The following is a 16,164-nucleotide window of genomic DNA, read 5'->3' as shown; positions in this document are numbered from 1 at the left end:
GCAGGTCTCCGCGACCGGGGGCGAATGCCGCTGACAACTGGGCCGCCGAGACTTTGAATCGGTAGCAATATATCCATCACATGACATTGCGGTATCTAGGCGAATGGCTGTGCTGACTGACGGAAAGGCAAATAGTTATAGATCGTCGCTGAATTCATCAAATTGGGCGGGTCGCAAACTTACCGGTACAGATTTATACGCAGGCGTACCGCTGATCATGTCGCGTTCGTCGAGTGCGATCAGGTGATTGGCTTCGGGATAATAGGCGGCGATCGACCCGCGAGCGATAGAATGGGCGACGGCAATCTGCCGCCTTAATACCCGGCCCGGACCTGCGAGAACGTCAACCATATCGCCATGTGCCAAGCCTGCCTCGGCGAGGTCCTCAGCATTGACGAAAACAACATTGCGTCTCCCCGTGATACCACGATAGCGGTCATTATAGCCGTAGATGGTGGTGTTGTACTGATCGTGGCTTCTAATCGTGGTTAAGACAAGCATTCTGTCGGGATCGTGGCCCGCGCTGTCGGCGAACCCATGAACCAGAAAGTGCGCCTTTCCGTCCGGCGTTGGCCAATTCCGGCTGGATGGTCCGACGGTGAGCCTGAACCCACGAGGAACGCGTAAGCGCGAATTGAAATCGCCGAAATCAGGAAACACTTCGGCGATCTTGTCACGAATGCGATCGTAGTTCGCGACGAAGCCGTCCCAGTCGATCGTCGTACCGTGAAGGGTCGCTTTGGCGAAGCCCGCAACGATGGCCGGTTCTGACAGCAGGGCGCTCGAGACCGGCTTCAGCTTACCACGCGACGCGTGGACCATCGACATCGAGTCTTCGACCGTAACAAACTGTGGCCCTGTCTCCTGTATGTCCAGCTCTGTACGACCAAGGCACGGAAGCACGAGGGTCTCCCGAGCCTGCAGAAGGCAGGTGCGGTTCAGCTTCGTGACTACCGTCACGGCAATATCCATCTTACGAAAGGCTGCGAAGCAGGCTTGTGGGTCAGGCATGGCAACAGCTAGGTTTCCGCCGAGCGAGATCACAGCGCGGCTACGACCATCCTGCATCGCCTGAAGGGCATCGACAGCCGCATGGCCATGCTTTCGCGGACTGGTGATGCCGAATGTAGCATCAAGGCGTTTTAAAAAATCCTCAGAAGGTGTTTCGGTGATACCAACGGTGCGATCACCCTGAACGTTGCTGTGACCGCGCAGCGGGCATATCCCTGCTCCAGGCTTTCCGAAATTACCCCGTAAAAGCAACAGATTGGCAATCTGCTGCACATTTTGGGTGCCGTTGCGATGCTGGGTGATGCCCATGCCGTAGCAAATGATCACGCGCTCTGCTTTAGCATAAACGTCTGCCATGCTCTCGATTTCGGCGCGAGGCAGACCGGATCCGCGTTCAATGTCGTCCCAGGTTGTGTCGGCAATGTCAGCGGCCAACGCATCGAACCCCCTGGTGTGCTTGGCGATAAAAGGGCGGTCGAGAACACCAAGCCCCCCTTCGGCAAGGCTGGCGTCGTCCATCGCGAACAACGCTTTCATCATGCCCTTCAGCATCGCCATGTCACCACCTACGCGAACCTGGTGATACGCCGAGGCAAGCCGGACGCCCCCGCCAGGTATCATATCAATTGCATGCTGCGGTGACTGGAAACGTTCTAGTCCGCGCTCCTTCATGGGATTTGCGACGATGATCGCCGCCCCGCGTCGTGCCGCATCACGCAGCGTCGAAAGCATGCGAGGATGGTTGGTGCCCGGATTGTGACCTATGCAAAAAATTGCGTCAGCCAGCTCAAAATCTTTAAGCTCAACCGTGCCTTTGCCCACACCAATCGACTGAGGCAGGCCTACACTGGTCGCCTCATGGCACATATTTGAGCAGTCGGGGAAATTGTTGGTGCCGAAAGCACGGGCGTAGAGTTGCCACAAGAAGGCAGCTTCGTTTGATGCGCGACCTGAGCAGTAAAACTCGGCTTGATCGGGAGTGTCGAGCCGGTTCAACGCTTCACCAGTTAAGCGGAATGCCTCTTCGTAGGTGATAACCTCGTAATGATCGGTTTCAGAGTTGTAGCGGAGAGGATGGGTGAGGCGCCCTGCAGCCTCAAGATCGTGGTCGCTCCACCCCCACAATTCTGATCCGCTGTGCCGAGCAAAGAAATCGGGATCGACGCGCTTGGCTGTGGCTTCCCATGTTACCGCCTTTGCGCCATTTTCGCAGAATTCGAATGACGAACCGTGTTGCGGATCGGGCCATGCACAGCCGGGACAATCGAAGCCATCAGGTTGATTCACCGCTAGTAAGGATCTGGCGTCGGCCATCTGGCTGCGCACTGCGAGCGCTACAGCGCGCAGTGCACCCCATCCACCTGCTGCACCAGCGTAGCCTTTTACGCCTTCGATGTCTTTCGCCACGACTTGCATCCTTCATTAATTCCGAGGAGTAGCGCCATGCTTCTGTTGCGACGCAGCCCGATGCTTAGGAGAGCAGCCGAATCATCGTCTAAGGCATCCGCGTCATCAACCAGCTCGGCAGTTACCCCATAACTCCGTACCACGCCAAAAAGCGTACATGCCGGGGCGGGGGCTGATTTCAAATCCAACACCGCTCGCCAATGTTCGGGAGATAAATTTATATACTTGTTGCTGAAAGGTAACACTCGCGGCCTTAGCCTTACGCTTCTCTGCCACAAGGTCACGCCCGTCTTCGCGAGTTGCCTTGCGGGCTTCGGCGGCCTTAGCTCTGGCAGATGCCGGCGTAACCAGCTTATCGCTGCCAAGGCCAATGTCGCGCCGCTTTCACTCATGCTGGACACGTAGGAGCCAGCTTGCACCGCCAGTGGGATTTACTTTTAGGAAAAGGCCGTCCCCGTTACTATAAGTTCCGGGCTTGCCCAGTGCGGCTTTGACTTCGTTGGCGGTCAGCTTGCCCATGTCATTTCCCCACGCAATGTGGGGAAGCTTCCCCACACCGCTCCCCACATTCTAGCGAGGCTGTGGGCAAATATCAACGGACACGGATGAATGCATGCGACCCGAAAAGCCGCAGAAATCCGCGCCTTTCGGCGGTTGTCTATAAACACTAATGGATGGGTAAATGGCGGGCGGGAGGGAGCCGTACTCTAATCACATATATTTGATAATTTATGATATTTTGACAGAGCAAAAATTCTCACCCACATTTTCACCCACACTTTGTCTGAGTGTCCACTCATATCACCGGCTGCGGGGATACGCGACGGAGCGAGGCTGCCCGCTCGCGCGCTTCTCATATAGCGCTGTAGCGGGTGGGCAGGCTTGCGGACGATTGACTATACCCATGCTGCATAGACTGAACCAGAGGTAGTCACACACATGAAGGCTCTGCACTCGATGGCAGTTCCGTGATGCGCTGCCCCGAATGCGGGGCACGTACTCCGAGTCGCGTAATGGGATGCCAGGATCGGTTCCGACGGGAGAATATGGACGCCTTCTTTCCACAGCCTTTGTAAATATTTTTAGTCTTTAGGTGAGATATAGTCGGCTGAAATCGAAACTCGCTTCAAAAGCCTCAAGCTACATGGCCAACAAGGCCGAAGCAAAAAGTGATCAACTTATAGGTTTTCCGAAAATCGCTTTAAGTATCAGTCAGTAAGGCATCCTTTACTCTCTTGCTTAGAGATGTGATTCGCTCAATACCTCCGGCGTCCGCAGTAGACCGGACTTAATTCGGGGAACGTATTCCTATGGACTCGATACTCTGCTCAGTAAATGAAGCCGCGCAAATGCTCGGCATTGGGCGAACGAAGATTTACGACATGCTGTCGAAGGGTGATCTGGCCTCGATGCAGATTGGCACTCGGCGGCTGGTCAAGATCGATAGCATCAAGGCGCTGATCGAACGCGCCACTGGAGGTATCGCGTGACCGATATGCTCCCCAATGAAAGGGCCGGTGCGGCTGCCACCGCACTCGGCCCAGATGTTGCCAAAGCAGAGAGCCCGGCAACAGATGTTAACTCAAGCGACGCCGCACCGCCAGTCGAGAGTCCTACCATTGAAAGCCAACCCATCGAAGGGGCCGATGTGTTGGATCGTGTACTGGCCCTTATCAAACGGTTCGTGATCTTACCTTCAGAGGAAGCCGGTATCGCGGTAGCCCTCTGGATCGGTCACACGCACCTAATGTCCGCATGGGACACCACCCCACGTTTAGCCTTTCTGTCAGCAGTCCCCGGTAGCGGAAAGTCGAAAGCGATGCATCTTGCGGCGCTGATGTGCCCACGGGCGCTGGAAACATCGAGTGCAACGACAGCTAGCCTCATCCGCGCTCTGGATGACCCGGAGGGCGTGCCAACGTACTTCATCGATGAAATCGACACGAAGTACGGACCCAAGGCGAAGGGTGACGAAGAGTTACGCTGCCTAATTAACGCCGGTCACGGAAGGAACGGTCATATCCTGCGAAACGAGTTGGTTGACAACCAATGGCACCCTGTGAGGAAAAGTGCCTTCGCTGCGGTGGCGATGGCCGGAATCGGTAAGATCTTGCCAGACACGATCTTCACCCGTTCGGTGGTGGTGACAATGCGTAAGCCGTTACCTGATGAAAAAGTCGAAAAGTACAGGCGACGCGCTCACGCGATACTCGGCGAGGCTCTTCGCGGTGAACTGGCGGCTTGGGCCGATCAGGTCCGAGATGTGGCGGCAGATCACTGGCCCGACATGCCCGACACGATTGCTGATCGGGATGAAGATGTGTGGGGGCCTCTTATAGTCGTGGCCGACCTCGCGGGCGAAGCTTGGCCTGACCGGGCTCGCAATGCGGCAGCAACAATGGTGGGGGCAGCGAAAGCCAACAAGAAGCCGTCCCTTGAGGTACGACTTCTTGCTGACATTCAGCGCACTTTCGGGGACAGAGACCTCCTTTCGTCGCGCGAATTGGTGGACATGCTGCTGTCCGACGAGGAAGCTCCATGGCGCAGCCTCAGTCGTAGAGCGTTGGACCCGCGCTCTCTCGCCGAAATGCTGGATGAACATGACATCCAGCCAGGGCCGATCCGGCCTCACGGATCGAATGGCCCAATGCTGAGAGGGTATAGGCGGGCGGACTTTGAAGACGCGTGGAAGCGCCACCTATCCCCTCCCGCATCTGACGTAACAAGCGTCACATCAGTAACAGACGATGACGACGGAGCCTAAAGCAACGGCTGATAATTCGGAGGGTGTTACGGATGTTACGTCTGTGACACTATCTGTCGGGCGACAGGAAGGTTCTTCCTGTCACCCTTCCTTTATCTATCACGTATTTTGTATGCTCCTCGCTCCGAAGAGCGAGGCAGCACATTCAGTCCCCAAAGATGGCGTCGGGTAGATACGCTTCAGCTTCCTGATACAAGACCTTGTAATCATCGCTCTCGCTGATGAAGGCCAGAACCTCAAGGTTGCGGCGGGCAACTTCAATGCGGGATTCCTGTAGCAGGCGATCCCGGAAGGTTTTCCGATGGATCAACTGACGGTCCTTTTGATCCGTTGCAGCAGATTCCACGAAGCGGTTGACGATGGTGACGCCACTGCCAGCGGTCTTCACGATGTCGGTAACAGTGTTCGCTGCCTGCGAAACAGTGCCCAAGACTGCACCTGCGGTGATTCGAGCGGTAGTCATGCGTTGCCTCCTGATGGATAGGATTGATCCAAGGAGGCCGGAGGCCACGTATTGATGGGGGCACCCCGTATTCATGTCTTCCCAGACACCGGGGGGGTATCTGCATATTGGGGGTGCCTTCTGGTCACACCCCTGCCGTCAGAGGTAGCGACGGAAAATTTCCATAAGGCTCGCATGGCTTCACCTTCATTCCCCACCCTTCGGCTGGGTGGCCGCTCGGGAGCGAAGGCTGCTTATCGGCCCGTAGCGAAGCGGAGGGGCCGATAGGGCGAAGCCGGGAGCGGAGAGTGGACGGCCAGCCGAGACAACGAACATATACCCCCCTTTTCATCGGCGGCGATGATTGAGATTAATTGAAGGGTTTTCGCTCCTTGGTTCCAAATCTCTGGCACGGCGTGCCCACCCTCTTCCATTCCTGCCCCGCCGCGCCTGCGGCGCTTGGGTTGGGTGGACGGCTGGATCACGCCTGTAGGCCAGTCAAGGCGCTGCTATTTTGGTAGAGTGGGCGGAGATGCTGCTCCTCAGCTTTTTGAGCTCCCATGCGATGGCAGCGGCCACCAACACGTTCACCAATGCGTGAAACTCCTTGCTCATGGTGATAACGAAAACGGGGTTGTACAAAAGGGCCGTGAAGGCAAACATCCATGCCCACTGGTTCGGCCTGCGGAAGAAATACAGGGCGGCGAGATAGCCCGTGTAGCCCGTCACCAGCAGGCGAAGCAGTTGGTAGTATCCATAGGGCAAGTCGGCCACTGCAAGAATGCAGAGAGCGGCAATCGACCAGCCCAACCAGTGCGGCGGAGAACCCACCAGCGTTGTGGTCGGTCTTTCTGGTTCTGCGTCAATGGGTGGTCGTCGCGGCTCGGCGTATCGCGTGATCGAATCGTGCTGCAATACAGAAGTTGCATTAGGGGCCACTGGCTCCACGTTCGGACGGGCCGCGTCGGACGCTTCTGCCTTGCATAACGATATGGCGTGTGCCTTGCCGTCAGCTTTCACGCGCCCGATATGAGAAAAGCCGTTTCTGCTCAGTTTCCGGACCCGCCATGAGTTGCCGACAAGTCCAAGAACCACCCTGATTGCCAGCGGAATGCAAAGCACTGCCAGCAACACAAGCTGGGCCGTTTCGTCGTAGGCGTCATAGGAATCGAGCGCTCGGTCGGCATTATTTCCGGCAATGCTGAAAAGGAACTCGATGGGTAGCAACAGAAAGGCGGCCAACCAGACCCCGCTGAATAAGGCCCATACCGATCCGAAGAAAAATGCTGGCCAACACCAGCCTTGCTTGACGGCCTTGTAACCACCGCCACCATCCGAGAACACGTTGAATGTTCTCATACTTGTCTGCCCCCCGTGCTTGACCGCACCGACCCGCCAGCCGGGTCGGTTGATCGACGCGAACACAGGAACACGCCTCCTGCGTATTCCCCGAGGGTATTGTATTTCGCAGGCCGCCCGACCGTAGCCGAGTTGCCTGTGTTCACCGCCGATTGCGGGCCGTCCCTTCCGATCAAAGTCGAGACAACGGTTATCTGTTATGAGCGATCAGCACGTTTGTCCATGTGCCCGTTATGTAAGGTAAACAGAAGTTGCGTGCAGGCACTTGGCCCCAAGGGCGCGGGCCACCCGATTATAAGGCAGTGCCCTCCTTGACGACGCTCTGTGACACTCGCGATGGTCATTTTGAGCGGTAATGGCGGGGGTGGTGCAGCGTAGAAATCAAACCTGCTGACCGCTCAGACCGAGGTGTTCTCGCAGGTCGCACCAACGGGCGGAAATCTCCGCATTAAGAGTCCCTGTGGGCAAACCGTACAATCACCCGTTCCGTAATTGCTTAAGCGGCCTCGTAATGGATGGCGTCCACCAGCGCCGCCCTACAGTCCCAAGCTTCTGCATCCGGGCCTTCGGGGCGTGGAGCATTATACCATGCAGCCAGCCTGATCGGCTCAATGACCCTCTCCCAGTAGTTCTCCAGGCTCAAGGTGGACGGAGCAAAATGAAGCGCCTCGGCCAAGCTGGCTTTGTTGCCATCGTTCACGCAAACGAAAACATCGGGACGCTTCATCGCCAGCAATCTTGTCGCCGTGGGATAGCGCCCGGTCCTAGCCGAGTCCGCGAAGGCAGCCTCAAACAACGCGCAAAACCGGTCGAAATCGCTTTCTCTGACAGTGCCTCGGCGCGGGATGCAGTCAATTGCCTTGGCAATCCGACCATCCTTGTTTGCGATGAGATTGGTGAAAGAGCCAGAGCCCTGCATCGAGCCAAACCAGCCGATTTGATACTTCTCCAGCCCAGAGTCCGCGACGGCATCTGGATGGACGATACCTGCGACTGCTTTCCATTCCGGCACGGTCAGATCTTCGAACGACTGAGCTCTGGCAAAGAGCGTTTGCAGATAACGCAGAAACCTCATGCGCGTTTCGAAATGATGGTTGGGGTCCTTCTGCGCCTCATGGATAAAGGCTGCCCAGTCCATTTTCAGAAGGTCAGAGTCGATTCGTTGGAAGTCGGCCTTGTCGCTTGGTAGGATTGGAGAGGGGGCGCGGGGGCGATTGGCTGCGATCTCGGCCTGCCGCCGATAAGCGTCGGCCAGTTGCTTGGTGACCGGCTGACGATGTGGAGCGTAGGATTCCATTGTGGCGAGCAACTCAGCGACTGCCGCTTCACCGGCATCGCAGCTCAGATGCAGGCAAGCCTCGAAATTCATGCCCAGGCCGCCCTTGGTGAAGTTAGCGCTGCCGACGATGGCATCGACATTTTCGCCTGTCCGGAACAAATAGACTTTCGGGTGAAAGCACGCCCCGCTTTTTTTGAAAACGTAGGCATTAGGCACCTTGCGCAGGGCATCGACAAAATCTGGATCGGTGGCACAAAAATCCAGGCCCACGGTGACTGATTTGAATTTATGTTTGTTCTCGATGAACTTGTTTGCCACCGGCCCCGCATTCGCCCATGCAACAGCCATGTAGATTTGCTCATGCTTCGGAATTAGCCGGAGCAGCGTCTTTCTGAGCGAAGCCGCGTCAAGAACTGAAACCGTCAAACTTCATTCCTTAACGGCAAGAGCGGCTTACCCAATTCCTTCAGAAACGCATTGTGAGCGTTTGTCGCTAAGGCAATTTTATCCTCCGCCGCTATTAGCCTCTTATGCACTGCATCCAGGTCGATTTCGTCGTCGGCGGTCGCCGTGCTAATGTAGCGGGAGATGTTGAGATTGAAGTCGTTGCCTTCGATCTCTTCCATCGGCACGCAACGGGAATAGCCCGTTTCCTCGGTGCGGAGCTGATAGGTCGAGACAATTTTCTGGATATCATCTCCGGTCAGGTTGTTCTGCCGCTTGCCCTTTTCGAAATGCTCCGCCGCATTGATGAACAGTACGTCATCGGGCTTCTTGCACTTCTTCAAGACAAGGATGCACACCGGGATGCCAGTAGAATAGAACAGGTTGGCAGGCAGGCCGATAACGGTGTCGATGTGGCCGTCCTTAAGCAGTTTCCTACGGATTTCAGCTTCCTTGCCGCCCCGGAACAGCACGCCGTGAGGCAGGATGATAGCCATGACGCCGTCGTCCTTGAGGTAGTGGAAACCGTGTAGCAGAAATGCGAAGTCAGCGGCGGACTTCGGCGCAAGGCCGTGGTTCTTGAAACGCACGTCCTCGCCCAGTGCTTCGGTGGGGTCCCAGCGATAGCTGAACGGCGGGTTGGCCACCACGGCGTCGAAGCGCGGCATTTTGGCCGGGTTGGTTTCGCGCAGGATGTCCCAGTCGTTGATCAGCGTGTCGCCATGGAAAATCTCGAACTCGGTATCCTTCACCCCGTGCAGCAGCATGTTCATGCGCGCCAGGTTGTAGGTGGTGATGTTCTTCTCCTGCCCGAAAATCTTGCCGATCCCGTGCGTGCCCATGCGGTGGCGCACGTTGAGCAACAGCGAGCCGGAGCCGCAGGCGAAATCCATCAGGCTGTCCATGTGGGCGCGTTGGCCGGTGGCTGGCTCCTGCCCGTCCAGCGTGACGATCTGCGAGAGGATGTCAGACACGAACTGCGGAGTATAGAATTCCCCCGCTTTCTTGCCGGAGCCTGCGGCGAACTGGCCAATCAGATATTCATAGGCGTCCCCCAGCGTATCGCTGTCGGTTGAAAATTCCTTCAGACCCTTGGCGATCTCGGTGATGATCTTGCACAAGGTGGTATTGCGCTCGGTATAGGCTTTGCCCAGCTTGTCCGACGCCAGATTAATCTCCGAAAACAGGCCCCGGAACGTGCTGGCAAAGGATTCCGTCTCGATATATTCCAGCCCCTTCTGAAGGGTATCGAGCAGCTCTACGTCCTGCTTGCGCGCCAGCTCGGCGATGCTGGTCCAGAGATATTCCGGGCGAATGACATAGTGCACCTTGCGGCGCATCTGCTTCTCAAAAGCTGCCGTATCATCGGGATTTTCCGCATACCAGATCGAAAGCGGTGTGCGCTTGTCTTCAAGTTTCAGTCTAGGATAGTCCGAACCCAGTTCCTTGGCAGAGGCAAGTTCGTAGTTGTCCGACAGATAGCGCAGAAACAGGAAGGCCAGCATATAATCGCGGAAATCGTCGGCGTTCATTGCCCCGCGCAGGGTATCGGCGATGGCCCACAGCGTCTTGCCCAGTTGCTTTTGGTCTTGGTCGGTCATGGTGTGTTAGCCTCTATGGCCGCAATTGGTGGGATGGGCGCTGCTGCTACATTTGGCGCGATTGCTGGCAAGGCAAAATCGAATTTAGCTATGAAATCGTTGAGAATTCGACGAAAAAGCGCTTTATTATCTTCACCCATTTCGGTGGGTTCGTGGATGGCATAGGCGCCGTGGCTCAGCAGGTTCAGGGCGCGGTTAAACAGTGCCCGATCCTCGTCATTGTTAAGCGTAGCCAGACAGAATGCTATCGACGCGTGACCAAAAAATGCAGCAGTTTTCTCCATTACACTCCGCAATGCATTGAAGTGGAAAGTGTAGAGCTTGCCCGTCACAGGATGGGCCGCCTGCTTTAATTCCACCAAGGTCGCGACATGATGAAAAAATGGCGTATCCTCGGTCGTCCGCAGTGTGAAGCTGTCTTCCCCATGCAGCCGATGGAGGAAATAGCGCTTATGCCTTACACTCGGCTCGCCTTCCTTCGACCTGCCAATCTCATTGCACATCACATTGTAAAATAGCGCATGGTGAGACGAGAAAATGATCTTGACGGGTAAAGGCGCTCCGTTTTCGTCTGTTCGGCGGGCCGCGCGGCGCAGGAGTTTGGCCAGATCGCATGCCATCGAAATCGCGTTGTTGTCATCGAGCGAGGAAATCGGGTCATCAATGTAAATGAACTTATGGCTTTGATAGGATACATGACCATCGAGCAGTCGCTCGCAGATTGCCATGAACAAGCACCAGATGAAGATGTTTTGCTCACCCCGCGATACTTTGATGTTATCCTCATTGCCCTTACGAAACGAAACCTTCCAAGCGGGATAATCGATGTCGAAGTCGATATCTGTATAGCGCTTCAGATAGCCGTCGATCGTTTCATCAAGCGCAAGTTCTGTAAGCGCAGTAAAAAATTTCGAATTCCTGTTTAGGTTGAGATGCCGCACGGTGTCGCCGTCCAGATCGTTCTCCCAGACAAATAGGTCTTCAGTAAAGGCGTTGAAATACAGGGTGTCGGCAACGCCTTCAGGGTTTTGAACCGTCTTGGTCTTGCGCTTGCCAGCATCCTTGAATGCCATCGACAGCCGAGTTTTGCCGGTGCGGTTGTATGCAAAAAGCAGCAGGATCGGAATGTCGTTCAGATCGCTTCGAAACCGCGTCACGAGTGTGCGCAGATTTTTATATGTGCGCACCCCGCTCATGCGCTGGCCTTTGCGGGCGCGGGGAAAAGTTGCTGCATCAACCCGCTTCTATGGGCTTTGAGCGCATCGATTTTGTCGGCTTGCAGTGCGATTACCGCGTTGCAGGACGAAAAATATTCCGCGATTTTCTGCTGTTCTTTTGGCTGCGGTATGATGACCTCAATTCCCTCAAGCGTACTTTTATTGACCGAGGGCACCGCGCCGCCACAGTGCTCATTCATGTCAATCATGTGAGAAAGCAAAAATACGAAGTAGTCCGACGCAACCCCACTCTTCGCCTTCAAAGCCACTGCATTGTTGTCGATGAGGCACTCTACACCAGATATTGCTCGGCGATTTAGGCGTAGGGCCTCCCCAATTTTAGCGAATACCGTTGCACCCGCGGGGATCGTTTTTGCTCTCAAAATTTTCAAATCAGACAGGTCAACATAATTTACGGCAGAATCCAGAACGCCGCCTTTGTCGCTAACGGCTCTTGATATGTCACTGACTTTGCAGAAGGGGAAATCGCCACGAGGTTTTCCTTGCAGCGCTTCAGGGAAGCCATAACCTTGGGCAACTTCGCAAATCTCACCGAGAAGCCTTTCCTTCCAATCCCCTGCACTCTGAAATGCCGGGAAGCGGAGGCGGGGGGAGGTTTCGCCCGGGGCGGGGAAAAGCTGCTGCATCAGGCCCTTTTTTTGGTCCTTCAGCGCCTCCAGCTTCTCCGCCTCGGCGGCAATCACCGCATCGATGGACGACAGGCAATCGGCGATTTTCTGCTGTTCGGCAGTTTTCGGGACTGCGACCTCGATTTTTTCGATGTTTGTTTTGGAAAGGCTAGGGACACCGCCAGCCTCATTGTGATTGCGCCAATTGATATTTTGGAAAATCGAGAAGATGAACTTTGGCAAACAGTCCGTGAATTTGTGCGTATAAAATAGCGTATCAACCGTCCAGAACTTCCCAGTCAGGAACATTGGTTTATCTATTGTTCCCTTTCGACCGATACATACGCTCTCGCCATCATAGATGTAGTCATTGACTGAAAGCATATAACCGCCTGAACCATAAACGGGTATGTCTCCGGGAGACAAATGCTTGTAATCTCTGCCATTTCCAATCGTGAACAGCTTCTTGAATGGCTTGTGCTTCCAGTCACCCGCATTGCGAAACTCGGGAAAACGCGCTCTGGGCACAAGTCCACCTTGATGATCCTGCTCGTCCGTCACAACCCCTGTGTCCTTATTGCTCATATGCGCTTAGCCCCGAAATCTCGCGGCCCTGGGCCAGCCTGTGGAGCAACGGGGCAAGGTCTTCCATCAGCGCCAGTTCGGCTTCCGTGCGCGCCTTCCAGCCGAGCTCCAGCGGAGCCATCAGGTCACTGAGGCCATCACCATCGAAAATCCGGCGGCGCAGCACGATATCGACGAAGGCTTGAAGCGCAGCCGCATCCACCCGGTGCTTGTCGGCAATGGTGGTCAGAGCCTGCACCTTCTTCGCGGCCTTGAACTGTTCGTAACCGGCGCGAATTTCCTTTTCGTCCAGCGGCTGTTCGGCGGACAGCCTGCGAATATACTCGGCAATATCCTCGCGCTCGTCGATGAATTTGGCGTCGGACTGGATCAGGCCAATCAACTGCTCACGGCTCATCTTCATCTTGCCGGGCAGGTTCTGCGTGTAACGGGCGATCAAGCCCATGATGTAATCATAATCGATCACGGCAGAGGCGAAGAGCACGAATTCAAAATCGAGCTGTTCCACCACGGGATCGTCAGCGCCGCCGGGCTTGTCCTGCTTTTCCTTCAGCCGCTTGGCGGTCTCCAGATACATGCTGCGGAAACCCTGCAAAGCATCGGTCGGAACAGTCTGGCCAATCGCTTCCACCTGCTCCTCGCTCAAGTCGGTATATTGATCGAGCTGGGTTTTCAGGCGCTGCACCTCCTTGAACAAGGTAATGAACTGCCCGCGTGCAGCATCGCCCTTCAGGTTCGGCACGTCCTCTGGTGCGTTGGACAGCCCCTGCGATTCCATGAACGCGCCCAGCGTTTGCATGGCGGTCTGCAGGTTCTCGATCACCTTCGGCGCAGGATCGACCAGCCAGATTTGCTTGGGGTTATCGATCTTCTCGCCGGAAAAGAGGGCAATGGCCTCTTCAACCGCTGCCTGCTGCTGCCGGAAATCGAGGATGTTGCCATAAGGCTTGGTGTCATTGAGCACGCGGTTGGTGCGCGAAAATGCCTGAATAAGGCCGTGGTGCTTCAAGTTCTTGTCCACATAGAGCGTGTTTAGGAACTTGGAATCGAACCCGGTCAGCAGCATGTCCACCACGATAACGATGTCGATCTTCTCCGCGCCCTTGTGCGGCAAATCGGCATTGAGGAACTGCTGATCCTTGATGCGCTTTTGCACGTCCTGATAGTAAAGATCGAACTCGCCAATCTTGTGGTTGGTGCCGTAGCGATCATTGTAATCACTGATGATCGCCTTCAGCGCAGACTTCTTGGCTTCCGGGTCCTGCGCGCTGTCCGCCTTCTCCTGCGGCAGATCCTCTTGAATCTGCTGCACGTCCTTGTTGCCTTCGGCGGGCGGTGAAAAGACGCAGGCAATTTTCAGTGGCTGAAACTCAGGATCGGCAGCTTGGCGCTGGGCCTGAATTTTGGCGAACTTTTCATAGTAATCGATGGCATCGTTGATCGAGCTGGTGGCCAGCACAGCATTGAACTTACGGCTGGCGGTGGCAGCGTTGTGCTTGGCCAGGATCGTTTCGATGACCCTCTCTTTTTTCAGCGCCTCGCCGGGCTTGGGCAGCTTTTCACCCTCGGGCTTATAGTAGTCGATGTGGAACCGCAGCACGTTGCGGTCCTCAATGGCGTGGGTGATCGTGTATTGGTGTAGGCTGCGCTGGAACAGGTCGTCCGTGGTCCGATAGCTGCCCTGCTCGCCCTCAATTTGCTGGTAGTTGGCGTTCTGCTCGAAAATCGGCGTGCCGGTAAATCCGAAAAGCTGGGCCTTGGGGAAGAACTCCTTGATGGCCTTGTGATTGTCCCCGAACTGCGAGCGGTGGCATTCATCGAAGATGATCGCAATGCGCTCGGCACGCAGCGGCTCAAGCCGTTCCTTGTAGGTCTGGGCCTTATTTAACTGGCGGCGATTGGTATCGTCGAGCGCCAAGCCGAGCTTTTGAATGGTCGTGACAATGACTTTGTCGGCCCGGTCGTCCGATAGCAGGCGGCGGACAAGGGCTTCGGTGTTGGTGTTTTCCTCGACACAGCCTTCCTGGAAACGATTGAACTCCTCACGGGTCTGCCGGTCGAGGTCCTTCCGATCCACCACAAACAGGCACTTGGCAATGTCGTCGTTGTCCTTGAGCAAGGTCGAGGCCTTGAAGGATGTCAGCGTCTTTCCACTGCCGGTGGTGTGCCAGACATACCCATTGCCGCAATTCTGGTGAATGCACTCCACAATCGCCTTCACGGCGTAGATTTGGTAGGGCCGCATCATCATCAGCTTCTGTTCGCTGGCGACCAGCACCATGTAGCGGCTGACCATCTGGCCAAGAGTGCACTTCGCCAGGAACTTATCAGCAAAGCTGTCGAGATGGGTAACCTTCTTGTTGTCTTCGCTGGCAAACTGATAGATCGGCAGGAAGCGCTCATCGGCATTGAAGCTGAACTGGCGCGCGTTGTTGTTGGCGAAATACCATGTGTCGGTGCGGTTGCTGACGACGAAAATCTGTAGGAAGCAAAGTAGCGTCTTGCCGTACCCACTGCCCGGATCGGTCTTGTAATCTACGATCTGCTGCATGGCGCGGCGCGGACTGACCGCCATAGTCTTCAGCTCGACCTGAACAACTGGGACGCCGTTAATGAGCAAAATCACGTCATAGCGGTGATGGCTGTTGTCCGTGTTGATGCGAAGCTGGTTGACCACCTCGAACGTGTTTTTGCACCAGTCCCTGATGTTGACCAAAGTGTAGTTGAGCGGCGTACCATCGTCGCGCTCAAAGCTGCTATATCCCCGCAGCACATTTGCTGCTGCGAACACATCAGGTGTGGTGATGCTTTCCAGCAGCCGCTGAAACTCATTGTCGGTCAGGCGCACTCGGTTCAGTGCCTCGAACTTCTGCCGAAAGTTTAACTCCAGCGCCGCCCGACCACGGATGTCTGAACGATACTCGTATTTCAGCTCTTCGAGCTTAGAGATCAGTTCCCGTTCGATGGTGCTTTCGGCAGTCGTCATTGGTCCGATCCGGCCTGGTTATTTGCATTCGAGGTGGTGTCATCCGCGCCACCCAGCCTGACCCATTCATCCACTTCGGATATCTGGAATTTCCAAAGGCGGCCGACCTTGTGTGCAGGCAGGTTCCTACATTCGCGCCAGCGATAGATGGTGTCTTTCACCACGCCCAAATGTTTCGCCACGGCTTCGGCGGTTACCCATGGTTCGGCCATTTTGCTTGAACCTCACTAGAAAGCCCTCAGCTGGCCCTAAATCGTCTTAACTCTGCTCAGTAGAATTACAACCGCCGAGGGGTTGCGGAACTGTATAACGGGCGAAATCTATGTGATATGCATCGCGTCTATGCCCAGCCCATGCCGTAAGCACCATGTTATGCCGTCCATGACGACGCCTCTCGACGCACCGCCATTTGACGAAATTTTTCGGCCCTAAAATTGGTC

At 55.6% G+C, this 16,164-nt stretch carries 11 protein-coding genes; 2 read left to right on the top strand and 9 right to left on the bottom strand.

Annotated elements, in window-relative coordinates:
• Positions 1-135: 135 nt before the first annotated feature.
• Positions 136-2,427, bottom strand: coding sequence for an FdhF/YdeP family oxidoreductase (locus ACZ1JM_RS11005; RefSeq protein ID WP_465134839.1), 2,292 nt, complete (start codon positions 2,425-2,427; stop codon positions 136-138).
• Between the two features lie 1,301 nt (positions 2,428-3,728).
• Here ACZ1JM_RS11005 and ACZ1JM_RS11000 point away from each other — a divergent pair.
• Positions 3,729-3,908, top strand: coding sequence for a helix-turn-helix domain-containing protein (locus ACZ1JM_RS11000; protein ID WP_465134838.1), 180 nt, complete (start codon positions 3,729-3,731; stop codon positions 3,906-3,908).
• Between the two features lie 5 nt (positions 3,909-3,913).
• Positions 3,914-5,182 (top strand): DUF3631 domain-containing protein, encoded by a 1,269-nt coding sequence (locus tag ACZ1JM_RS10995; RefSeq protein WP_465135044.1) that lies wholly within the window; start codon positions 3,914-3,916, stop codon positions 5,180-5,182.
• Between the two features lie 145 nt (positions 5,183-5,327).
• Here ACZ1JM_RS10995 and ACZ1JM_RS10990 read toward each other — a convergent pair whose 3' ends face one another.
• From ACZ1JM_RS10990 to ACZ1JM_RS10955, 8 genes are all read right to left on the bottom strand, one after another.
• Entirely contained in the window at positions 5,328-5,645 is a 318-nt protein-coding gene (locus ACZ1JM_RS10990) for a hypothetical protein (RefSeq protein ID WP_465134837.1), read from the bottom strand.
• A gap of 477 nt (positions 5,646-6,122) precedes the next feature.
• Positions 6,123-7,049, bottom strand: coding sequence for a DUF6804 family protein (locus ACZ1JM_RS10985; RefSeq protein ID WP_465134836.1), 927 nt, complete (start codon positions 7,047-7,049; stop codon positions 6,123-6,125).
• 430 nt (positions 7,050-7,479) lie between these two features.
• Positions 7,480-8,688 (bottom strand): phospholipase D family protein, encoded by a 1,209-nt coding sequence (locus ACZ1JM_RS10980; protein WP_465134835.1) that lies wholly within the window; start codon positions 8,686-8,688, stop codon positions 7,480-7,482.
• Positions 8,685-10,307 (bottom strand): type I restriction-modification system subunit M, encoded by a 1,623-nt coding sequence (locus ACZ1JM_RS10975; protein WP_465134834.1) that lies wholly within the window; start codon positions 10,305-10,307, stop codon positions 8,685-8,687. The genes ACZ1JM_RS10980 and ACZ1JM_RS10975 overlap by 4 nt, the downstream gene beginning before the upstream one ends.
• The gene (locus tag ACZ1JM_RS10970; RefSeq protein WP_465134833.1) at positions 10,304-11,503 is read right to left on the bottom strand and encodes a hypothetical protein; all 1,200 of its coding nucleotides are present in this window, start codon (positions 11,501-11,503) and stop codon (positions 10,304-10,306) included. Before ACZ1JM_RS10970 ends, ACZ1JM_RS10975 begins: the two co-directional genes overlap by 4 nt.
• A complete protein-coding gene (locus ACZ1JM_RS10965; protein WP_465134832.1) occupies positions 11,500-12,738 on the bottom strand; it encodes a restriction endonuclease subunit S in 1,239 nt (412 codons plus the stop codon). The genes ACZ1JM_RS10970 and ACZ1JM_RS10965 overlap by 4 nt, the downstream gene beginning before the upstream one ends.
• The gene (locus ACZ1JM_RS10960; RefSeq protein WP_465134831.1) at positions 12,728-15,724 is read right to left on the bottom strand and encodes a type I restriction endonuclease subunit R; all 2,997 of its coding nucleotides are present in this window, start codon (positions 15,722-15,724) and stop codon (positions 12,728-12,730) included. The genes ACZ1JM_RS10965 and ACZ1JM_RS10960 overlap by 11 nt, the downstream gene beginning before the upstream one ends.
• Positions 15,721-15,936, bottom strand: a complete 216-nt coding sequence (locus ACZ1JM_RS10955) for a helix-turn-helix domain-containing protein (protein ID WP_205525240.1) — start codon at positions 15,934-15,936, stop codon at positions 15,721-15,723. The genes ACZ1JM_RS10960 and ACZ1JM_RS10955 overlap by 4 nt, the downstream gene beginning before the upstream one ends.
• Between the last annotated feature and the right edge of the window lie 228 nt (positions 15,937-16,164).

This window comes from Novosphingobium sp. BL-S-24 (assembly GCF_055521575.1).
This window is presented reverse-complemented; position numbering and strand designations above follow the sequence as displayed.